Source organism: Hellea balneolensis DSM 19091 (genome assembly GCF_000428525.1).
GTDB lineage: Bacteria > Pseudomonadota > Alphaproteobacteria > Caulobacterales > Maricaulaceae > Hellea > Hellea balneolensis.
Genome location: NZ_AUAC01000003.1, coordinates 342752 through 365868, shown reverse-complemented (window position 1 = coordinate 365868; position 23117 = coordinate 342752). Strand labels below are relative to the sequence as shown.

Genomic DNA, 23117 nt, shown 5'->3' with positions numbered 1-23117 from the left:
GTTTCGAGACAAGTTCTATTCGTCATCGCGATGTGACGGCGCGAAAGCCGCCAATGTCGCCATCTGCACAATCTCTGATGCCGTTGCGCCGAGCGGACAAATCTGCACGGGTTTTTCCAGACCTGTGAGAAAAGGCCCCAACACGGTTGCTCCGCCGACTGAGTCGAGCAGCTTAGTTGAAATTGACGCTGAATGAATGGCTGGCATGACCAAAACATTAGCCGCCCCTGTTAAGCGTGAGAACGGATAGGTCAGCGTATGAAGCGGGTCGAGCGCAACATCTGCCGCAATATCACCTTCATATTCAAAATCTGTCTCGCGCTCATCCAGTATCTCCACGGCGCGGCGAACCTTTTGCATGCGTTCGCCAACAGGGTTACCAAAGGTCGAATAGGACAGGAATGCGACCTTGGGGTCGAACCCGAATTGACGCGCAAAATTCGCCGTTGTTCCAGCGATATCGGCAAGGTCCTCGGCATCAGGTAGCTCTGTGATATTGGTATCCGCGATAAAGAGCGTTCGCCCTTTATTGACCACGACGGACACGCCCATTGTGCGCTCACCTTCAACATGTTGCAGGACGAGTTTCACATCGCGAAGGGCAATGTCATAGCTCCGCGTAACGCCCGTGACCATCCCGTCCGCAAGGCCGTGATTAACTAACAATGCGGAGAAAACATTCCGGTCATTATTGACAAGGCGTTGTGCATCACGGCGCAGAAAGCCCTTACGTTGCATGCGGCCATAAAGATATTCAGTGAATTCTGCATTACGATCAAACAGGCGTGCATTGAGAATGGTAAAACTCTCCGGTTTTTCAACGCCCAAAAGCTTCATATTATCATAAATCGGCTTTTCACGGCCCACAAGTATGGCTCTGCCGAGACCACGCTGCTGATAGGCTTGCGCCGCGCGAATGACGGCAGGTTCTTCGCCTTCAGCAAAGACAATAGTTTTGGGGTTTTGCACAACAGAGCTTGTAATGCCCTGCAATATGGCGGCTGTTGGATCCTGCCTTTGCGCAAGAGATTTTTTGTAAGCCTCCATATCCTCAATGGGCTTTCGCGCGACGCCTGTATCCATGGCGGCTTGAGCCACATATGGCGGAATTTCAGAGATCAAGCGCGGGTCAAACGGCGCAGGAATAATATATTCAGGGCCATATTTCGGGCGTTGTCCATGATAAGCAGCCGCGACTTCTTCCGGCACATCCTGACGCGCCAAATCAGCCAAGGCCCGCGCACAGGCTAGTTTCATTTCCTCATTCACATTGCGCGCACGCACATCAAGCGCCCCTCGAAAAATATAGGGAAAGCCGAGGACATTATTGACTTGGTTGGCGTAATCCGAGCGGCCCGTGGCGATAATTGCATCACTACGCGCCTCTTTAATTTCTTCGGGCGTAATCTCAGGATCTGGGTTTGCCATAGCAAAAATAATCGGGTTTTTCGCCATGGACTTGACCATGTCCTGGGTCACAATTCCCGCGACGGACAGCCCTAAAAACACATCCGCGCCAACCATGGCTTCTTCGAGTGTGCGCAGCTTTGTGTCCACGGCATGAGGGGCCTTCCACTGATCCATATATTCTTGGCGGCCTTGATAAACGACGCCGCGGCTATCCAATACAATCGCGTTTTCATTCTTCACACCGAGGCTTTTGACAAGACCCAAAACAGAGAGTCCCGCCGCCCCTGCACCAGAGAGAACGACTTTCATATCCTCAAATTTTCGGCCCGTCAGATGCGCCGCGTTGATAAGCCCCGCCGTTGCAATAATCGCTGTGCCGTGTTGGTCATCATGGAAGACAGGAATATCGAGCTTTTCGCGCAATTCCTGCTCGATGATAAAGCATTCAGGCGAGCCAATATCCTCTAAATTTATACCGCCAAATGTGTTGCCGAAACGTTTGACACATTCGATAAATTTTTCGGCATCTTCTTCTTCGACTTCGATGTCAAAACTATCGATATCAGCGAAGCGTTTAAAGAGGACAGATTTCCCCTCCATGACGGGTTTTGAGGCCATTGCGCCCAAATTTCCGAGGCCTAAAATCGCGGTCCCGTTAGAAATAACAGCGACCATATTCCCCTTGGATGTATAGTCATAAACTGTGTCCGGATCGGCGGCGATGGCTTCCACGGGAATGGCCACACCGGGCGAATAGGCTAGGGATAAATCCCGCTGTGTTGCCATGGGCTTTGTCGGTAGAAGCGCTAATTTTCCAGGCACCGGATAGGCGTGAAAATCCAAGGCCTGCTGGTCTGTTATATAAGGCTTTTTGGGTTGACGAACTTCAAGCTTAGCCACGCGGCACTCCTCGGATTGAATCATGTGTCTTATAGGGATTAAAACAGCGCTTCATAGCTATAATCAAGACTCACCTCAAGAAATCAAGCGGCTAAAAACGCCTAATTTTTAATCAGCGCTACCCGCCAGAGTCCAAAATTAGTGCAAAAAACCGCCGCCTCACTTCAATCCTTAAAATTGACCCCACAGGACTCGACTCCGCCCGATGGCTCTAACATGAAACGCCAAGCTATTTATGCGTGATATAACCAAACACTGGAGGCAGCCATGAAAAAGATTGAAGCGATAATAAAGCCGTTCAAATTGGACGAAGTTAAAGAAGCCCTGCAAGGCGTTGGCTTGCAAGGCATGACCGTTGTCGAAGCAAAAGGCTTCGGACGCCAGAAAGGACATACGGAGCTGTATCGCGGCGCCGAATATGTTGTTGACTTCCTCCCAAAACTAAAGCTCGAACTCGTCGTCGCAGATGATCAAGTTGAAGCCGCACTCGAAGCCATCCAAACCGCCGCTAAAACCGGCAAAATTGGCGATGGTAAAATTTTCGTCTCAGACGTCTCTCAAGCCATTCGAATTCGGACAGGTGAGACCGGCGACGCTGCTCTCTAAGAAAATTCCACATTAATTTTAGAAACTCTACTCATCTCGGGAAAGGACAGAGTAATGTCAGATAAACTCCTCAAAAAAATAAAAGACGAGAATATTAAATTCGTCGATTTGCGCTTCACAGACCCTAAAGGGAAAATGCAGCACGTCACATTCCACAGCGATCTGGTTGATGAAGACCTTTTCAAAGACGGCACAATGTTTGATGGCTCGTCAATTAGCGGTTGGAAAGACATTAACGAGTCAGACATGGTTTTGCTCCCGGATCCGGATACAGCGAAAATGGATCCGTTCTTTCAGCAAGACACATTAGCCGTTTTCTGTGACATTCTAGAACCTGATACAGGTGAAGCTTATAATCGCGACCCACGCGGCACCGCCAAAGCGGCCGAAGCCTATATGCGCTCAGCCAAAGTGGGTGATGATGTCTTTTTCGGCCCTGAGGCTGAATTCTTCGTCTTTGACGACGTACGCTGGGATACAGACACGAATAAAACGGGATACGAGATCGACTCGGCTGAGCTGCCGCAAAATACAGGCACGATGTATCAAGGCGGCAATATGGGCCACCGTCCGGGACCAAAAGGCGGTTACTTCCCTGTCCCGCCGGTCGATAGCTTGCAAGATATGCGCTCTGAAATGCTTACAGTTATGGAAGAGTTGGGTCTTCGCCCTGAAAAGCATCACCACGAAGTCGCGCCTGCACAGCATGAGCTCGGCATGAAGTTTGATACGCTCCTACAGATGGGCGACAACATGCAGCTCTACAAATATATCGTGCATAATGTAGCCCATGCTTATGGTAAGACGGCGACATTTATGCCAAAGCCGATGTGGAATGATAACGGCACAGGCATGCATGTTCACATGTCTATCTGGAAAGACGGCAAGCCGACTTTCGCGGGCGACGAATATGCGGGTCTGTCTAAGTCATGCCTGCACTATATTGGCGGCATCATTAAGCACTCAAAAGCGATTAACGCCTTCTCTAACGCCTCGACCAACTCCTATAAGCGTTTGGTCCCAGGCTTCGAAGCGCCTGTTATGCTCGCCTATTCAAGCCGTAACCGCTCTGCCTCTATCCGTATTCCGTGGACAGCGTCACGAAATGGTAAGCGTCTAGAAGTGCGTTACCCAGATCCAGCGGGTAACCCGTACCTGACTTACACAGCCCTTCTTATGGCAGGCCTTGACGGTATCAAAAACAAAATCGATCCCGGCGACGCGATGGATATGGACCTTTACGAATTGTCAGCTGAAGAAGCTAAAGACATTCCGCAGGTTTGCGGCTCCCTCCGTGAAGCGCTCGAATCTCTCGACGGAAACCGTGACTTCCTAAAAGCCGGCGGCGTCTTCGATGACGACCAAATCGACGCTTATATTGACTTGAAAATGGAAGAAGTACACCGCGTCGCGATGCATCCGAACCCCGTTGAGTTTGACCTGTATTATAAATGCTAGGCACCCGAAATCGGTACTGTGATACCGATTTCAGTTTAGCACCAAAAAAGACTAGCGATTTTGGGTAGTGCCGAAATTAGAAAAGCCGCTCCTTATGAGCGGCTTTTTTGTGTCTTATATCACAAATCGATGGGTGCATTAAATCACGAGGTAACTTAAAACACCCCCATGGCCATCCACAACTTTCTCCTCCTGACTATTGTCTGCTTTGTGTGGGGCCTCAACATGGCATTACGCGTTGGGCGGTGTTTGACGCGGCTGTGCCGCCGCTCTTTTTTGCCGCGATTATGTTTTGGGGGGTGGCCTTAGTCCTGCTCCCCTTTTTGCGCCCCTTACCCAAAAATCTTATTATGTTGCTGCTCATATCTATCTTTATTGGCGTGGGGCATTTTGCGCTGCTCTTTGTCGGGCTCGCCAATGCCGAAGCCTCTGCCGCCTCTATCGTGATACAGCTCAGCGTACCGTTTTCAACGATTATGAGCGTGATGTTTCTCAGTGAGAAAGTCGGATGGCTGCGCGGAATTGGGATTGTGCTGGCCTTTGTCGGCGTGCTCGTCATCGCCATTGATCCCACCAGTTTCACCATCACCCTAGGCCTGCTCTATATCGCCGCCGCCGCCTTTATTGCGTCTATCGGCAGCGTGGTGATGAAGCGCATGGCCCCAATCTTCGCCCTGCAAATGCAAGCCTGGATTGGCCTATTTTCCTTCGCCCCGCTTTTCGTCGTCTCAGCCTTTTTAGAGCAAAATCAATGGAGCACCTTCATCGCAGGCGGCTGGCCTATCATCGCGGCAACCGTCTTCGCCGTCATCGGCGTCGCGGTCTTCGGCCACGGCGCGTTTTACCACCTGATTAAAAAACACGATATCTCCCTGCTCGCGCCCGTCACCCTCATGACCCCGATTTGGGGCGTAGCCTTGAGTATTACCTTCCTCAATGAACCCCTAACAATACAATTTATTGTCGGCGCAATTACCTCGCTTGGCGGCGTATTAGTCATCGCGGTAAGGTCAAACAAGAAAATGCCTGAAGCAGGTACAGGTTAGAAGATTTGGAGTAGTGGAAACTGAAATGAATTTCAGAAACTTATTGCAAGCTGCAACAAAATAATGCACATGTTAAAGGCGCAAAATTTTGGGGCTTAACGTGAGAGTAATATTCTACTTAGCAATAATTGGATGTCTTTCAGCTTGTGGAACAACTCTTCCACCATTAACTAATAACAATCAAGACCAACTCTATGTTGAAGATGTGCACCGCGCAATAAGGTGTGAGATTGTAGGAGCTATTGCTGAGGCCTATGAGCAAGCATACACTATCGGAAAAATTGAACAAAGTAAGGTAGATTTTTTCGAGAAATGGGGCGTCAAATATACACTTACACTTAACGTAGTAGAAGATAGTTCATTCAATCCTACTCTAAACCTACTTAGCCCAACCACGCCTGCCGAAATGCTCGATCCAGGAGATAGCGTATTCACTTTGGAGTCTGGCCTAACTTTTTCCGCTAAAGCTACTCGCACGGAAACAGATCAAGTTTTCCATACCGTGAGTTTTTTAAACAACCAAAACACATGTGTCGGAAGCACGACCACTAATAAACCTATTTTCGGCAATTCAATTGGCGTGCAACCTTGGCTCACTACTAGACTTGGCCTAGTACAGAGCAGACTTATAGCATCTATTAGCGACAAAGAATCTTTCACATATCAAGTAAAATTTGAAATTGGAAAACGCGGAAATGTCACTCCAAAATGGGCCTTCGTGAAACGAACTTTAAAAGATGGAAGTTTTATATCAGGAGCTGGAAGAGCTAGTAGTCACTCTGTTCTCATCACCTTTGGACCTGTTGACGATACACGGAGAGGACTCGCTGAAACTGCTGAAGCAATTCATACCGCCAGATTGATTGGACAAGCCATCAACCAATAAAAAGGAGAGATTGTCATGAGTGAAAAGTGCGTTACATTTTCTAGCAAACCGGGGCATATCAGAATATGCGAACGTGACGAAAACGGCCTTTGCGTAAAAAATTGTAAAGATGTCAAACGGGAAAACCTACATCCGAGAATAGAAATCGAATACAAGCGCTTAGAAAACGCTATTCAGAAATACTTAGGCTGAACTATTCGCATGAAACACCGGGTACTCTTGAGCCACTAAAGTAAATACTTAAAACGGCCCACACCTCCCCCATTGCCCTAGGCCCTCGTAACCCTTATCTTAGGTAACCGATTCAAGAGCGCCTTATGCAGATTAAACGTCATTACACCACTTCCGGCGATAGCCCTTATACCTCCCTCGCCTTTGCAAAGGTCACCAGTGAGGTGCGCGATATAAGCGGCGAGGCTATCTCTGAGGCGATTGAATTTGAGGCGCCTGAGAGTTGGTCACAGGTCGCTTGTGATATTCTGGCGCAGAAATATTTCCGCCGCGCGGGAGTCGCCTCTAATCTGAAAGCCGTGAAAGAAGACGGCGTTCCTGATTGGTTGCGCCGCCATACCCCTGATGACAGTAAGCCTAAGAAGGGCAAGAAGCTCTTTAAAATGGGCGGTGAAACAGATGCGCGTCAGGTCTTTGACCGTATGGCGGGATGCTGGACCTATTGGGGTTGGAAGGGCGGCTATTTTAATACTGAGGATGATGCGCGGAGCTTTTATGATGAGCTGCGTTTTATGCTCGCCTCTCAGATAGCGGCACCCAATTCCCCGCAATGGTTTAATACGGGGTTGCACTGGGCCTATGGGATTGACGGCCCCGCACAAGGCCATAGTTTTGTCGATTACCAGACAGGCGAGCTCCATAAATCATCCAGCGCTTATGAACATCCGCAGCCTCATGCCTGTTTCATTCAATCCGCCAATGATGACCTGCTCGCGGAGGGCGGCATTATGGACCTTTGGACACGGGAAGCGCGGCTGTTTAAATATGGTTCAGGCACGGGGTCTAATTTTTCCAATATTCGCGGCAGCGGCGAACCACTTTCAGGCGGCGGTGTCTCTTCGGGCCTGATGAGTTTCCTGAAAGTTGGAGATGTCTCTGCGGGCGCAATTAAATCCGGCGGCACGACCCGCCGTGCGGCCAAGATGGTGATTGTCGATATTGACCATCCAGATGTAGAAACGTTTATAGATTGGAAAACATCGGAAGAGATGAAAGTCGCCGCATTGGTTGCGGGCTCGAAAGTCCTTAAGCGCCGTCTTAATGCTATCCTCAAAGCCTGCATCAATTGCTCAGGCACAGAGGAAGAGTGCTTTGATGTCCAAGAGAACGCGGCGCTGAAACGCGAGATTAAAGCGGCCCGCCGCGACGGAGTGCCAGATGGCGCGATACAGCGCACGCTTCACCTTGCCCGCCAAGGCATTGACACGATTGAGGTCCCCGAATTAGACGCGGATTGGGACAGTGAAGCCTATCAAACTGTCTCTGGCCAGAATGCCAATAACACGGTGCGTATCACGGATGATTTTCTGGCGGCCGTGAAGAACGACGAAACGTGGGACCTTATACGCCGCACAGATGGTGCAGTCGCCAAAAATATTCGCGCCCGTGACCTCTGGCACAAAATTGCGAAATCGGCTTGGTCATCCGCTGATCCAGGCGTGCAATATCACGACACGATTAATGCGTGGAATACCTGTTCCGAGAGTGGGCCTATCACGGCGTCTAATCCTTGCAGCGAATATATGTTCCTTGACGACACGGCCTGTAACCTTGCTTCGTTGAACCTGATTAAATTCCGCACCGATGATAATAAATTCGATTTAAAAGCGTTTGAACATGCCTCGCGCCTCTGGACAATTGTGCTCGAAATTTCTGTGATGATGGCGCAATTCCCAAGTGAAGCCATTGCCAAGCGGTCTTACGAATTCCGTACCTTGGGCCTTGGTTACGCCAATCTCGGCGGGCTGCTTATGTCATGTGGTTACTCTTATGACAGCACTGAGGGCCGCGCCGCGGCAGGCGCGATTACAGCGCTACTGACAGGCACCGCCTATCTCACCTCTGCCGAGATGGCCAAATCCATGGGGGCTTTCCCGCTTTATAAAGACAATGCCGTGCCGATGATGCGCGTCATAAACAACCATCGCCGCGCCGCCGAAGGCCGCGTGGCATATGAAGGTTTGTCTTATCAACCCATACCGCTCAACCGCAGTGATTGTCCCTTTGACGGGGTTTCACAACGCGCAGCCGGACTGTGGAAGCAAGCACAAAAGCTTGGCGAGGAGACGGGTTTTCGTAATGCACAAGTCTCTGTCATCGCCCCAACAGGCACGATTGGCCTGTTAATGGATTGCGATACCACAGGGATTGAGCCGGACTTTGCCTTGGTGAAATTTAAAAAGCTCGCAGGGGGCGGTCATTTCAAAATCATCAACCGCTCTGTCCCGCGCGCGCTCGATGCTTTGGGTTACTCCGAAAAACAGACACAGGGTATAATCACCTATGCACTTGGCCATGGCACATTAAAAGGGGCTGACGGCGTCAATCACGCGCGGCTGAAAGAGCGCGGCTTTAGCGCCCATGAGCTTGGCTTAGTCGAGGCCGCCCTGCCCGAGGCTTTTGATATTCGCTATGTCTTTAGCCGCTGGACGCTGGGCGATGAATTTTGCCGTGATGGGTTGGGATTGACCGAAGAGCAATTAAATACAAATGGCTCTGACCTGCTCCCGCTGCTGGGCTTCACGGCAGAGGATATCGACGCCGCCAATGTATATTGCTCTGGCGCGATGACCCTCGAAGGCGCGCCGCATTTGGCGGCCGAGCACCTACCCGTCTTTGATTGCGCCACGCCATGCGGACGTATAGGCACCCGCGCGCTCAGCTCTGAGAGCCACATCCTCATGATGGCGGCGGCTCAGCCCTTTATCTCCGGCGCGATTTCCAAGACGGTAAATATGCCCGCCAGCGCGACCATTGATGAATGCGCCGATATTTACGAGCAAGCCCACCGCCTCGGCCTGAAAGCGATTGCGCTTTATCGCGATGGCTCCAAACTCTCACAGCCGCTTAACTCAGCTGTCTTTAGCGATGCTGATTTGGACGAACTTGAAGATGCCATCGAGAAACCCTCCGCCAAACGCGCCGCAGCGGGGGCCGAACGCATCGTTGAAAAAATCATAGAGCGCGTGATTGAAAAACCCATCCACCGCGAACGCCTGCCCGATCGCCGCACGGGCTATATCCAAAAAGCCTCTGTCGGCGGACATAAAGTCTATCTCCATACGGGCGAGTTTGAAGATGGCAGCCTCGGCGAGATATTTATCGATATGCATAAAGAAGGCGCAGCCTTTCGTAGCCTGATGAATAATTTCGCTATCGCCATTTCTATCGGCCTACAATATGGGGTGCCGCTCGAAGAATTTGTTGAGGCCTATACCTTTACCCGCTTTGAGCCCAATGGCCCCGTCCAAGGCAATGACCGGATTAAGTTCGCCAATTCCATCCTCGATTATATCTTCCGCGAACTGGGCATTTCCTATCTCGGCTGGGACGACCTTGCCCATTTCGATGCCAATGACGGCGCAGGCGATCAGCTCGGCCTCGGCGCGGCGGAGCGGCATACAAGTGCGGAAGGCTCGGACGAGCAATTAACGCTTCCAGGCTATTCCAAAGGCTTTAACCGCGACGGCGGAAATGATGATAATATTGTGCCGTTCTCGGCGCGGCCCAAAGCCGATAATGACGATCCGCTTGCTCTTGAACTGGATGAGGAAGTCTTGGATGTTGATGTTGAATTAACGGATGCTCAAAAGTCAGCCCAAAAAACCGCTTCAGCCGGGTCAATCACGAGCCCGCCAAGCGCATCCCAAAACGCTCGTTTTCAAGGCTATACAGGAGATCCCTGCCCCGAATGCGGCCACTTCACGCTGATAAGAAACGGGACCTGCCAGAAGTGCGATAGCTGTGGGACTACTACGGGGTGTAGTTAGGGCGTTCCCGCAGAAGTCTAATTTTGCATATGTCCTCTATTTGTGTTATGTTATAAATTCAAGAGAGCAATTGGAGCCATAAAATGAAAAAAACTCTAGCCCTAGTGCCCGCAAGTGTAGCCTTAGTTTTTGCTAGCTCAGCCTCAGCAAATAATATGGTATCTAATCCCTCTGGAACAACTTATAACCACACACTACCACATAATAATGGGTCTAGCTTTACCACGGTCAATTCAACAATTGATCATATATTTACAGGCATCAACAACCCAAAATTAATAGGCGATGGCTCCTCAACAGCGTCGCGTTACTATCGCATTGGCGTTAAGGCGTATGAAAAAAACGATCTCAAGGAAGCTGAGCGAGCCTTTAACGGCGCCCTAGTCGCAAATGGTCTGAATGCCGAGAGCCTCATCTATCTTGCCAAAATAGCTGAAGCCAATGGCGAAATGGAAAAAGCGGTTTCCTACGCTCTGAGATATCATAAATTAACTCAGCGCAAATAAGCCAATTTCAAGTCGCTCTGAAATTTCACATCGCAAGACATGAGTTGAATTCATAAGCCTCAAAAATAAAACAGTAAATCTTGAGTAGATCAATAGACGATATTCGTGATACCCCCCCAACACTGCCATCAGACTACTACACCCACTGCTATTCCCTTTAACATTACAGGGATTTTAATCGCTCATTTAGAGTCGTTTCTGTATATGAAGTGGGATGATTAGGGATTTTACCACTAAATTTGCACTCGGCTTTGCCGCGATTGCTTTATTTACATTACCTGCGAGTGCTCAAATTCGCGTGGATGCGCGCATTCACTCCTCGGCTGGGTCTTGTTCGCAATGTGATCTGTCCAATAAGCGCATGAATGGCGTGAAGCTTAAAAACGCGAATTTTTCGGGCTCTATTTTCAATAATTCCAACCTCTCAGGCGGTAATTTTGACGGGTCTAACCTTACGGGAAGTCATTTTCGCAAAGCCCTCCTCTATAGTGTTGAGGGTCAAAATGTAAATTTGAATGGCGCTGATTTGCAAGATGCGACACTTACGGAAGCCAATTTGGGCGAGTCTGTTTTCATCGGATCGAATTTTCGCCGCGCGGATCTGACCCGGGCCAAGCTACAAGGCGGGGATTTCCGCCAGACGTCTTTTCAACGTGCCACAGCCACGGATGCAAATTTCCAAAACGGGAATTTTGTTGGTGCTAAATTGGATCACATCAATCTGAATAAAGCAATTCTGGATGGCGGTAATTTTAAGGGCGTGACCTTTGGTAATGCCATCATGTTGGACGCGACCATGATGGCGTCCGATTTGTCTGATGCTGATTTATCAATGACCCAAGGGCTAAAGCAAGAACAGCTTAATGCCGCTTGCGGGAATATGAATACCAAACTGCCTTACGGGCTTTCTATCCCATACTGCGAGGGAACCCTCACAGCAGAGGCCAAGCATGACCATAGCGGCCTTGACCCCGAAATGGCCAAAGCCGCCAAGCGCTTGGAACGCGCGATTGAGGATGTTGAAATCATCCTAAAAGCCACCCCCACCAGCAATCGGCCGCTACGGCGCAAATTGCAGAGTATCCATTCGGATTTGGTGAATTCAAAACGCGTGATTGAGCGTTAAAGCTAACTCTTTGTCATCCCGACACAGCGCAAAGCGATGACGGGACCCGTGCCTTAATACTGCGTCTATCGGAAAATCGTATTTAGGCGAAACATTAAGGCATGGGTTCCGCCACTTTTGGCAAGCCAAAAAGTGAGTCGGAATGACATGAAAGCGTGATCTACGCCTAGACTAATCCTTCGGCCCTTAATCTTTGGGAGTTGGCGGCACGAGTTTCAGGTGTAACTCTTTAAGCTGTTTCACATCCACTTCCGCAGGCGCGTTCATCATTAGATCTTGCGCTTGCCCGTTCATTGGGAAGAGAATGACGTCACGGATGGTATTGGTTCCCGCAAGGAGCATGACAATACGGTCAACACCCGGCGCAATACCGCCATGAGGCGGCGCGCCAAATTTAAAGGCATTAATCATGCCCACAAATTTATCTTCAACGACTTCTGGGCCGTAACCTGCTATTTCAAATGCTTTATACATGACGTCGGCTTTGTGGTTACGAATAGCGCCCGAAGACAGCTCTACGCCGTTACAGACGATGTCATATTGATAGGCGAGAATGTCGAGTTTCTTCTCATCCGTATCGGCCTCTTCAAGAACCTGCATGGCGGTTTTGCCCTCTGGGGCTTGCGGCATAGAGAATGGGTTATGCGAGAAGTCGATTTTCTTATTGTCCTCATCCCACTCATACATTGGGTAATCCACAACCCAGCAGAATTTAAACGTACCTTCGGGGATAAGGTCGAGGTCCGCCGCGACTTTGTTTCGCGCCGCACCTGCGAGCTTATAAGCATCGCCTTTTTTACCCGCAGAGAAGAAGACGCCATCGCCAGCTTTAAGGCCCATCTTATCAAGGAGGGCTTTCAGCAGTTCAGGGTCGAAGTTCTTTAGCGCAGGATCTTGGGAGACAACCGCACCATCTTCTTCGCGCAGACGCGCATAGCCAAGGCCTGGCGCTTGCATTTCTTTCTTGGCCCATTTGTCGAGACTATCAAAGAACTTACGGCTTTGGCTATCCGTTGCGCCCGGCGCAGGAATAGCGATAACCTTGCCGCCGCCATTCGTAATCTTGGCAAAAATACCAAAGCCTGTCTTACTCTCATCCGTGAAGAATTCAGAAACATCGGTCAGCTCGAATGGTATCCGCAAGTCCGGCTTATCCGAGCCGTATTTTTCCATCGACTCTTTATAAGGAATGCGCGGGAAAGGTGTTTGCACTTCGCGGCCATCAGCAAACTCTTCGAAGACACCCGCCATGACAGGTTCAATCGCTTGGAAGACGTCTTCTTGAGTTACGAAGCTCATCTCTATATCGAGCTGATAAAACTCACCCGGCGAACGGTCGGCGCGCGCATCTTCGTCGCGGAAACAGGGCGCGATTTGGAAATAACGGTCAAAGCCCGCCACCATTAAGAGCTGCTTAAATTGCTGCGGCGCTTGGGGGAGCGCGTAGAACTTACCGGGATTCAGACGTGACGGCACTAGGAAGTCACGGGCCCCTTCAGGGGAGCTCGCCGTTAAGATAGGCGTTTGGAACTCTGTAAAGCCTTGAGCAATCATGCGGCTGCGAAGTGAGTTAATCACTTGGCCGCGCATGATGATATTCTTATGCAGCGTTTCGCGGCGCAGATCGAGATAACGGTGCTTTAGGCGGATCTCTTCGGGATAGTCTTGCTCACCAAAAACAGGCAACGGCAATGGCGCTGCGGCGCTCTCAATGATGGCGTCATCTGCGCGAAGCTCGACCTCACCTGTTGGGATTTCAGGGTTTACGGCTTCAGCGTCGCGCTCCAGTAATTCGCCTGTTACAGTAATAACGGATTCACTCGTGCAGCGTTTTAGGTCTTCATAGAAGCTCGCCGTTGGATAAACGACAACTTGGCTGATACCGTAATGATCGCGCAAATCGATAAAGAGTGCATTGGCATGTTCACGTTTACGGTGAACCCAACCTGATAATTTGACGGTTTCGCCAACGTTAGATTTGCGTAATTCTCCACAAGTGTGGCTGCGGTAAGCGTGCATGAGACTCTCCATCATTTCCGCAGAGTGGATAAACGGTCCAGCGCGGGTTTAACACGGGTTATGTAAGAGGCGGGGATTAGCGGATGATGGAAGTAAGTCAAGTGGGATGAGGCATGCCTCAAATCAAATAACTGGACATTTAGATGCTAGGTATTGATTATATCTCTATGGACGCGCTCTATGATTTTTTAAGTTATCTACCTGAAACAGTGCAGCCCTATGTCGCTACTTTACTCATTATAATTATCGGTTACTTCATTTCTAAAATATTTATGGCAATTGTTGTATCTATGGTTCCGATCAGAACGAATTCAGAAGAAACGACATTGGAAGGTCTTATTCCTATTCGTACTCATTTGGGGCGAATTTGCTTTTGGGTAAGTTGGTTATTTTTCATCATCATTGGAACTAATCAAGTCCACTCCATTTTTTCTGAAGTATTACAATCTTCATTCAATCCCAGAGAGCTTATGCGCTCATTACCCCAAGTTATTGGAGCTTGTTTATTGCTAATGAGCGAAAAACATATCGCTGAGCTTTTTAAAACCTTAAAAAGATTTTGTAGCTCCGTACCCGTTCCAAAAAACAACCCTGTCTTTCGTTTCATCATACATTATAGTTGGATTCCTATTCTTCTGATTTGCGTAGCAGCGTTAAACTCGCCAAAAACCGTTGGGTACAAAGCAGTGATTTCATTGCTTGTATTATGCTTCGGTTGGTTATTCAGTAACGTCTTAAAACAAGCTATTTTAAGCACTCTCAATCTCCTTGGCTTAGAGAATGAAATGGTTGCCAAGTTCGTTTCTTATTTCGTTTTCATTCATTTCTTAATCGCAGCTATTAATATATGAGTTTAATTTCTAAATATTGCACCATTTACATCGGGCCAATTCTCTCGCAGACACTAACCTTATGAAAAATGATTTATATTTCGGAGGAGAAAAAACAGAGCGCGCAGAGTTCTTGCGCCGCGTCAAATGCCTCGCAACTGTTTTAACCCAGCATGGTGTTGGCGAAGATGACACGATCGCCGTCTTACTGCGAAATGATACCGCCTATATGGAAATTGTCGAAGCTTGCCGCTATGTCGGCGCCTATTATGTCACCCTAAATTGGCATGGGGCTGCGGCGGAAATTATCAATATCCTAGAGGATTCTAAATCAAAATTGCTGATTGGGCATAGTGACCTCACGGCGAAATTCACGGGTGATGCCGCACTTTCCATTCCTATTCTAGCGGTCAAAACTCCTGCGCAATTGGTAGAAGCTTATGGAGGCAATTCAAAGATTTTGGAGGGGCAAACAAACTTAGCTGACCTTCTAAGCAGAGCTGACCCAATAAAGACCGAGCCTCTAAAAGCACGCGGTATGACGGCCTATACCTCAGGCAGCACGGGACGACCCAAAGGCATTCGCCGTGTCGTGGATCCAAATGGCCCCGATCGATATGAAATCTACAAAGCGCTCGCCGTCGGTTTATTACATCTTGCGCCGGGCGCCCGTTTTTACACGGCAGCCCCACTTTATCACAGCGCGCCCAATGCGTTATCAACAATTTGCATCGCCTCGGGGTTTGCTGAGCTTTACATCGCGCCGAAATTCGACCCTGAAGGGTTTTTAGCTGATATTGAACGGTATAAAATTACGCATGCCTATCTTGTCCCTACAATGATGGTACGCCTGCTTAAGCTGCCCGAAGAGATACGCAACAAGTATGATATTTCCAGCTTTAGATATGGTGTCTCAACAGGGTCCGCCTGGCCGGCAGATGTAAAACGCGCCATGATAGATTGGTTTGGGCCTGTCTTTTATGAAACATATGGCGCGAGCGAAATTGGGTTTATTACGCTTATTTCGTCGGAAGAGGCGCTTCGTAAACCCGGCTCTGTTGGTAAGATTTTGGAAGGCGGATCCATAAAAATTATCGATGATGAGGGCAATGAATTACCAATGGGCGTTCCGGGGTCTATCTATGTTGACCTCCCGCAATTTGGCGACTTTTCCTACTCCAACACTGACGGAGATATCAAAGGTCAACGTTATGGAAAACACGTCACTGTCGGTGATATCGGATATTTAGATGAAGACGATTATCTTTATATAAGTGATCGGAAAAAGGACATGATCATCTCAGGCGGGGCTAATATCTTCCCCGCTGAAATTGAAGCCGCCTTGATAGAGATGCCAGAAGTTTTTGATTGCGCCGTATTTGGCGCGCCCCATGCCGAGTTTGGCGAAATGATTATTGCTGCTGTGCAATGCGCAGAAGGAAAGTCATTAAGTCTGCAAGAAATACAGCATTTTCTATCTGATAAAATCGCGAAGTTCAAAATTCCGAAAAAGCTCGATATTCACGAGGGGCTGCCACGAGAAGATAGCGGAAAAATATTCAAACAACGCCTGAGAGCTCCCTATTGGGACAAGGCTGATCGCAACATCTAAAGACATAAAAAAAACCTCCCACAAGGGGAGGTAAAAAGTTAGAGGTATTAGGTGACGTTACGTGATTGGAGTCAGGTGACGTTGAAACATTTCGTAAAGGATAATGTTTAACGCTCGGCTAAGCATATACTAATGCGAATTAACGTTTATCTGGCGTTCATCTTAGGAGATCATACATGCAAACATTCATGACGGATAAAGATGTTGTTGCCCGTGTGCTGGGGCATATTGCTGATGGTACGACGGATCGCGGCGATGATGTCTGGCAGGAACCCGTTGAGAATTACCGCTCTGAGGCGCGTTTTAAGCAAGAACTAGCGCTTATCCGCTCTGTGCCAATGCCCTTTTGCCCCTCCACCGCTTTGCCCAAGGCTGGAGATTACATCGCCCGTAATGCCGCCCATACACCCCTGATTGTTGTCCGCGGGAAAGACGGCACTGTTCGCGCTTTTAAGAATGCCTGTCGCCACCGCGGGACACAGCTGGTCGAAGGTAAGGGCTGCGCGGGGGCTTTTGTTTGCCCCTATCATGGCTGGTCTTATGGTTTGGACGGCGCTTTACTCGGCATCCCACATGAGGACGGCTTTCCCGATTTTGACAAACTCGCCAATGGCCTCTCCAAGGTTACAGCCATTGAGACAAACGGCATAATATTTATCGTTCAGCAAGACCCGAACGAGACCCAAAGCGAGGCGCAAGCCATGCTCAGCGGATTACCCGAAATTTTAAAAGATGATCAAATTATCTTTAGCGAGTCAGAGATGATTGTTGAGGCGAATTGGAAGCTGCATCTGGAAAGCTTTCTTGAGGGTTACCATATCAAACCCGCCCATAAGAAAACCTTTTACCCCTTTGGATATGACAATCTAAATATCATCGAATTTTGTGGGCCACATGCGCGCGTGACCTTTCCATTCCGGCGGATTGAAACGCTTAAGGGGACGGCCGATAAAGACTTAGAAGTTTCGGATAAACTCACCTATGTCACCCATATGTTCCCCAATGTGATATTAGCAGAACTGACCTATCATTATACATTGGGTATATTAGAGCCGCTCAATGTGAGCAAGACAAAAATCACGACTTATAACCTCACTAAATCTACTGATGCGGCTGGTAAAGACAAAGCCCTAGCAGATGCAAAACGCGACATCGCTTTCGTTAATGAAACAGGCCAGACCGAGGACATCGCCATGGTCACAGGCATACAGCGCAGCCTCCATTCGAAAGCAAATGAGACATTCACCTTCGGCCATTTCGAACCCGCGATAGTTCATTTTCATAAGGAGATGGCAAAACGGTTGAGAAGAAGTTAATGACCACCCCTATTTTCCTTTTCGACGGCCATTGCGTCTTATGCTCGCGCGGGGTGCATTATGTTTTACGTTATGAAGCAAGTCCTGATACGCGCTTTGTGGCAATCCTGTCGGGCGAAGGACGCAAGCTTGCCGCTCTACACAATATTAACCCAGAAAACCCTAAGAGCTTTTTATGGATAGAGAATGGCCAAGCCTTGGCCGCGTCTGAAGGTGTTTTAGCACTGTTGAGGCATGTCGGCGGGCCCGCCAAATTCTTTCGCCTTGGCAGAATTATTCCAAGACCTATACGCGATTGGCTTTATTACACCGTCGCCAAAAACCGGTACAAAGTCTTTGGTCGCACAGAGAGCTGCTACGTCCCCACACCTGAAAATCGTGATAGATTTGTGCTGACTTAAGGATGCGACTCGCATAAGCATTGGCACAAATCCATTACGGGTTGGGTTGGCGGGCGGCAACCCGTCAATAAAAATGAGGGACCCATGCTAAGCTTATTTGAAATCGCCGCGCTTTTGCTTGTTTTATCCGCTGTGCTGTCATGGCTGAACCGCGCATATATCAAGCTTCCGCATACAATTGGCCTATTGGTGATGGCGCTTGTCGCCTCTTTCGGCATAATCGCGCTAGAAGCCTTAGTCCCCAGCCTCCAAGTCTATGAGACTCTATCAGGCGCGATTGGGCAGATTGATTTTAACGAGACCCTCATGAAAGGCATGTTGGGTTTTCTGCTCTTTGCCGGTGCGCTGCATGTGGATTTCGCGAAATTGCGAGACGCAAAATGGGCAATTGGATCCATGGCGACCTTTGGCGTTATCCTCTCTACCTTTATTGTTGGCACAGGATTTTATTACATCGCTAAATTACTCGGTGTGAACCTGCCCTACACATGGGCACTTGTCTTTGGCTCCCTGATCAGCCCAACCGATCCCGTAGCCGTTCTGTCCATCCTGAAATCGGTAAAAATGCCGAAAAGCTTGGAGGCCAAAATTGCAGGAGAAAGCCTGTTTAATGACGGGGTCGGCGTTGTTGTCTTTACCATTATCGTTGCCATTGCCGCCGGCAGCACAGGCGACCATGCTTCGACGCAAACCATTATGCTCGCTGGTCCCGCCGAAGCCGCCGGAGGCGGGCATGGCGGCGGAGTGACATTTTTTAGTATTGCTGAGCTATTCATTGTTGATGCCATTGGCGGCGCAATACTTGGCGCTATTGCGGGCTGGATAGCATATCGTATGATGGCCAAAATTGATGAACATGCGATTGAAATCCTGATCAGTCTGGCCATAGTCGCGGGCACCTATGCCCTCGCCCAACGCATCGAAATTCTTGGCCACCATCTTTCCGGCCCCATCGCGGTTGTCGTAGCGGGCCTCATGATTGGCAATAAAGGCGCGAGCTTTGCAATGTCAGAACATACCAAAGGGTCCCTTTTTGGGTTTTGGGAAATGATCGATGAGATTTTAAATTCGGTTCTTTTCCTGCTGATTGGTTTGGAAATTTTGGTTCTGGGTCTTGTGCCTGAATATGCAGGTGCAGGTCTGATTGCGATCCCGTTGGTATTATTGGCCCGTCTTTGCGCGGTTTATGTCCCGATGAAAGTCATAGGAACGTTCAAGACCTTTACAAAAGGCGCTGTTCCTGTTCTGACATGGGGTGGGGTGCGCGGCGGTATTTCAGTCGCATTGGCCCTCTCATTACCAGAGAATGAATATAAACCGCTTATCCTAACCGCAACCTATTGCGTGGTCGTCTTCTCAATCATTGTCCAAGGCCTGACAGTGAAAAATGTTGTGCAGAAGGTCGTCGATCCTAAATTACTCTAAATAAATGTTATAGAGTTACGCGAATCTATCTTGACCGTTTGGGGTAGATTTTGCATTGAGGCGTTTGTGAATAAGTTATTCTCATATCGTTGGGTCGTGGGCGCAATCATTGCTCTCTTCTTTGCCCTACAAAGCTATAGCATCTCTCATGCCAGCACACATGGTGACGCACCGCATGAGCATGATGGCGTGGCCTGTGCAGTCACAGTTTTATCAGATGATCAAACAGTCATACAGCCCGAAAAATCCTTAGCGGCGCCCCTCATAACAGAGACTCGCTCTTCGGATTATCCTGACTTTACATCCGCCCCTTATGTAACCCCTCAAGGCCGTGCACCCCCGCCCCGAGGCCCCCCAGCTTCCATTTAACTGACTCGCTTTGCCGTAACCTTTGCGGCGCTCACTTTTGCATGCGTGCAAAATGACTCTTTTGTTTGTTAAATTGGAATATCCACATGACTACTCATTTTCTACGCGGAGCCTCTGCTGCCGCATTACTAATCTCTGTTTCAACCGCCACTTATGCGCAGGACGTTGATCTTATGGACGAAATTATCGTCACGGGTTCGCCCCTGGTGAGCTCTGTTGACGAAGCCATTACGGGCGTGTCCGTTCTCTCAGGCGAAGAGCTTTCTGAACGTCTTGCCGGAACGATTGGTGAAACTCTTAAATCTGAACCTGGCGTGTCCTCGACTTTCTTTGGCGCAGGAGCATCCCGCCCCATCATTCGCGGCCAAGGCGGGGATCGCGTCCGTGTCTTGACCAATGGCATTGGCTCGATTGATGCCTCATCTGCCTCACCTGACCACGCGGTTGCTGCTGAGCCAGCACAAGCAGAGCGCATCGAAGTTCTGCGCGGCGCGTCACTTCTGCGTTACGGCTCATCGGGCTCTGGCGGTATTATTAACGTTATTGACGGACGCATACCAACAGAGATGCCAGAAGACGGCGTTGACGGTGCTATTCGTATTGGCGCCAGCTCCGTGGATAATGGCCGCGAAGCTGCGGGGTCACTGGACTTTGGCGCAGGCAATTTGGTCTTCCATTTTGACGGCACGATCCGCGAAACAGACGATTACCGCATTCCGGGCTTTGCCGAGAGTGCGCGTTTGCGCGCCTTAGAGGAAGAAGAGCATCACGATGAGGATGAAGATCACGATGATGAAGATCACGACGAAGACGAGCATGGTCACGAGGACGAAGAGGCCGAAGCCTTTGGCCGCCTTGAAAACTCGCAAACAAAGTCTACTTCGCTAACAGGCGGAGTCTCTTATATTGGTGATCGCGGCTTTTTCGGTATTGCTCTGCATAAATTCGACTCAGATTACGGCATTCCTGGCGGTCACGGCCATGGCCATGAAGATGAGCACGATGAAGAGCATGAAGATGAAGATCACGATGAAGAAGAACATGGAGAAGAGGAAGAAGGTGAAGAGAACATCACCATCGGACTTGATCAAACCCGGCTTGATGTAAATGCGGCGCTGAATTTTAATGGCCCTATTGAACGTGTTCAATTCTTTGGCGGCTATGCTGACTACGAACATATCGAGTTTGAAGGCCCGGGCGAAGTCGGAACCGTCTTTACAAATGAAGGCTATGAGGCCCGATTGGAGGCTATTCAACGCGAAAATAATGGATGGTCTGCCGCTTATGGCGTTCAACTTCGCAATCGCGACTTCTCCGCTGTCGGTGAGGAAGCCTTTGTCCCGCCAACGAAGACAAAACAAATTGGCCTTTACACCTTCCAAAAGAAAGATATGGGCGATTTCCACCTTGAAGGCGCGGCCCGCTTTGAAAACACAAAGCAGGAAAATAGCGTGACTAATGAAGATATAAGCTTTGATTTGTTCAGTGTTTCAGCGGGAGGGGATTTCCATGTGTCTGACGCTGTTCGTATCGGCGGTACGGTCTTCCGCACAGAACGTGCCCCAACAACAGAAGAATTGTTTTCTAACGGCCCACATCTGGCGACTGAGCAATTCGAACTCGGTGATGCGACTTTGGATAAAGAAACAGCAACCGGCGTAGAAGCCGCCTTCCGTCAACGCGAAGGCGGACATTACATCACCGTGAATGCGTTCTACACAGATTATTCGAACTATATTTATGAGCGCGAGACTGGTGAAGAAGAAGACGAATTACCTGTTTTCCAATTCACTGGCGAGGATGCAAGCTTCAAAGGCTTCGAAGTTCAAGCTGGTATGGATCTTACGACATTCGGCTCTTTTACGATCAAAGCTGATACCCTTGCGGAATATGTACGCGCTAAAACGGATAGCGGCAATCTTCCTCGTATTCCGCCGCTCTCTGTTTTGACAGGTATAGAGGCGGAAAGTGAGCGTTACACTTTACGCGCAGAACTGGATTATGCCGCAGAACAGAATAAAGTTGAGAGCTTTGAAATTCCGACAGATGATTATGCGCTCGTCAATCTCTTTGCGACATGGCGTGCGCCTATGAACACCCAAGATGTCCGCTTAAATGTTTCCGTTATGAATTTGCTCGATGATGATGCGCGTCAGCACACATCTTTCCTCAAAGACATAGCACCGCTTCCGGGGCGTAATGTCCGGTTTAATATCTCATCGCGGTTCTAGCACTGGGATATTAAAGCGTCTGCGGCGGCCAAACCGGAGAGGTATGCCCCCTCCACCCGGCCGCCCAGACACCAATCCCCGCAGGCCGTGAGACCTAGAGCCTGGGCATGCAAGGCCCCTTTTTGCGGCGAGGCAGAGACTGATGAGTAGAGCCAGCGGTGCAGGGCACGGTGCGGTGCGGCAGATATATCAATCCCGCAAATTTCGCTGGCCGAGCGTTCCATTTGGGCCTGCACCCATTCCCTATCCGCATCGGCGTGCAGATTAGACCATTGTGGCGCGCTATGGATCATGAGGGTTGTCACATCCTTATTGCGTTCTGGTTTGCTACTGTTCACCGCCAGCCAAGCATTTACATCATCATTGACCCGCAATGAGTCCCAACCGAAATCATGCAGCTGGTCAAAGCCTATCATGAGGGCAAAGCAGGCATCCATTTGGACCGACTTCAGCGCCTCCATCCCGCTAAAATTATCGGGCAGTAACTCAATTGCTTGAACAGAGGGTACGGCGCAAATAATATGATCAAATCCAGCCTGAATACCTCCATCTTCGAAATGCAATTCCCATTGCTTATCATCTCTAGTGAGTTTGGAGACTCTTGCGCCCAGTGAAATATCTAGCCCCTTAGCCATTACCTTGGGCCAACTATTCATACGGGGCACAGCGGCAAATCTATCACTGCCAATATCCACTTCTAGCGCGGTGCCCTTTTTATAAAACGCGCGGCCATGCCAAGGGGCAACGACGCCCTGATCTATCGCCAATTCGACGACTTTTTGAAAACGCGAGTCGCGCGCCGTAAAAAACTGCGCGCCGTGGTCAAACTCATAGGCTCCCGCATAACGCGTTGACATGCGCCCGCCAACACCGCGTGATTTATCAAACAGTTTTACGTGCGCCTTATATTTAAGTGCATGAGCTGCGGTAAGGCCGGACACACCGGCTCCAATAATCGCAATGTTTTTCATCATA

At 49.4% G+C, this 23117-nt stretch carries 17 protein-coding genes; 14 read left to right on the top strand and 3 right to left on the bottom strand.

The genetic code is table 11. The annotated features are described in order from the left end of the window. Positions 1 to 15: 15 nt before the first annotated feature. Positions 16 to 2310: an NADP-dependent malic enzyme gene (locus F569_RS0107725; RefSeq protein WP_026941731.1), complete on the bottom strand. Its 2295-nt coding sequence runs from the start codon at positions 2308 to 2310 to the stop codon at positions 16 to 18. Between the two features lie 267 nt (positions 2311 to 2577). Here F569_RS0107725 and F569_RS0107715 point away from each other — a divergent pair, with 267 nt between their 5' ends. The 7 genes from F569_RS0107715 (at position 2578) to F569_RS0107685 (ending at position 11939) form a co-directional block, all read left to right on the top strand. After that, the gene (locus tag F569_RS0107715; protein WP_026941730.1) at positions 2578 to 2916 is read left to right on the top strand and encodes a P-II family nitrogen regulator; all 339 of its coding nucleotides are present in this window, start codon (positions 2578 to 2580) and stop codon (positions 2914 to 2916) included. Positions 2917 to 2970: 54 nt separating this feature from the next. Next, positions 2971 to 4374, top strand: a complete 1404-nt coding sequence (glnA, locus tag F569_RS0107710) for a type I glutamate--ammonia ligase (protein ID WP_026941729.1) — start codon at positions 2971 to 2973, stop codon at positions 4372 to 4374. A gap of 212 nt (positions 4375 to 4586) precedes the next feature. After that, positions 4587 to 5420 carry a DMT family transporter gene (locus F569_RS17105; protein ID WP_233353623.1) on the top strand — a complete coding sequence of 278 codons (834 nt, stop codon included), beginning with the start codon at positions 4587 to 4589 and terminating at the stop codon, positions 5418 to 5420. A gap of 100 nt (positions 5421 to 5520) precedes the next feature. Then, positions 5521 to 6306 carry a hypothetical protein gene (locus tag F569_RS0107700; protein WP_026941728.1) on the top strand — a complete coding sequence of 262 codons (786 nt, stop codon included), beginning with the start codon at positions 5521 to 5523 and terminating at the stop codon, positions 6304 to 6306. Positions 6307 to 6623: 317 nt separating this feature from the next. Then, positions 6624 to 10307 carry a vitamin B12-dependent ribonucleotide reductase gene (locus F569_RS0107695; protein ID WP_026941727.1) on the top strand — a complete coding sequence of 1228 codons (3684 nt, stop codon included), beginning with the start codon at positions 6624 to 6626 and terminating at the stop codon, positions 10305 to 10307. An 83-nt stretch (positions 10308 to 10390) separates the two neighbouring features. Continuing rightward, positions 10391 to 10813, top strand: a complete 423-nt coding sequence (locus F569_RS0107690) for a tetratricopeptide repeat protein (protein WP_026941726.1) — start codon at positions 10391 to 10393, stop codon at positions 10811 to 10813. Between the two features lie 214 nt (positions 10814 to 11027). Beyond that, positions 11028 to 11939 carry a pentapeptide repeat-containing protein gene (locus tag F569_RS0107685; protein ID WP_026941725.1) on the top strand — a complete coding sequence of 304 codons (912 nt, stop codon included), beginning with the start codon at positions 11028 to 11030 and terminating at the stop codon, positions 11937 to 11939. A gap of 186 nt (positions 11940 to 12125) precedes the next feature. Here F569_RS0107685 and aspS read toward each other — a convergent pair whose 3' ends face one another. Beyond that, positions 12126 to 13958, bottom strand: a complete 1833-nt coding sequence (gene aspS, locus F569_RS0107680; RefSeq protein ID WP_026941724.1) for an aspartate--tRNA ligase — start codon at positions 13956 to 13958, stop codon at positions 12126 to 12128. A 143-nt stretch (positions 13959 to 14101) separates the two neighbouring features. Here aspS and F569_RS0107675 point away from each other — a divergent pair, with 143 nt between their 5' ends. The 7 genes from F569_RS0107675 (at position 14102) to F569_RS0107645 (ending at position 22142) form a co-directional block, all read left to right on the top strand. Beyond that, a complete protein-coding gene (locus tag F569_RS0107675) occupies positions 14102 to 14809 on the top strand; it encodes a hypothetical protein (protein WP_026941723.1) in 708 nt (235 codons plus the stop codon). Positions 14810 to 14870: 61 nt separating this feature from the next. Next, positions 14871 to 16400, top strand: a complete 1530-nt coding sequence (locus F569_RS0107670; protein WP_026941722.1) for an AMP-binding protein — start codon at positions 14871 to 14873, stop codon at positions 16398 to 16400. Positions 16401 to 16576: 176 nt separating this feature from the next. Then, positions 16577 to 17716, top strand: coding sequence for an aromatic ring-hydroxylating oxygenase subunit alpha (locus tag F569_RS0107665; RefSeq protein WP_026941721.1), 1140 nt, complete (start codon positions 16577 to 16579; stop codon positions 17714 to 17716). Beyond that, on the top strand, positions 17716 to 18117 hold the full coding sequence (locus F569_RS0107660; RefSeq protein ID WP_026941720.1) for a thiol-disulfide oxidoreductase DCC family protein: 402 nt from the start codon (positions 17716 to 17718) through the stop codon (positions 18115 to 18117). The genes F569_RS0107665 and F569_RS0107660 overlap by 1 nt, the downstream gene beginning before the upstream one ends. Positions 18118 to 18201: 84 nt before the next feature. Next, complete coding sequence (locus tag F569_RS0107655; RefSeq protein ID WP_026941719.1) at positions 18202 to 19542, top strand: cation:proton antiporter; 1341 nt, start codon at positions 18202 to 18204, stop codon at positions 19540 to 19542. Positions 19543 to 19608: 66 nt separating this feature from the next. Next, on the top strand, positions 19609 to 19911 hold the full coding sequence (locus tag F569_RS0107650) for a hypothetical protein (RefSeq protein ID WP_026941718.1): 303 nt from the start codon (positions 19609 to 19611) through the stop codon (positions 19909 to 19911). A gap of 86 nt (positions 19912 to 19997) precedes the next feature. Beyond that, complete coding sequence (locus tag F569_RS0107645) at positions 19998 to 22142, top strand: TonB-dependent receptor (protein ID WP_026941717.1); 2145 nt, start codon at positions 19998 to 20000, stop codon at positions 22140 to 22142. On the opposite strand, the gene F569_RS17100 is transcribed toward F569_RS0107645, so the two are convergent. Beyond that, positions 22139 to 23116, bottom strand: coding sequence for an NAD(P)/FAD-dependent oxidoreductase (locus tag F569_RS17100; protein WP_051279565.1), 978 nt, complete (start codon positions 23114 to 23116; stop codon positions 22139 to 22141). The genes F569_RS0107645 and F569_RS17100 overlap by 4 nt on opposite strands. Position 23117: the final 1 nt, after the last annotated feature.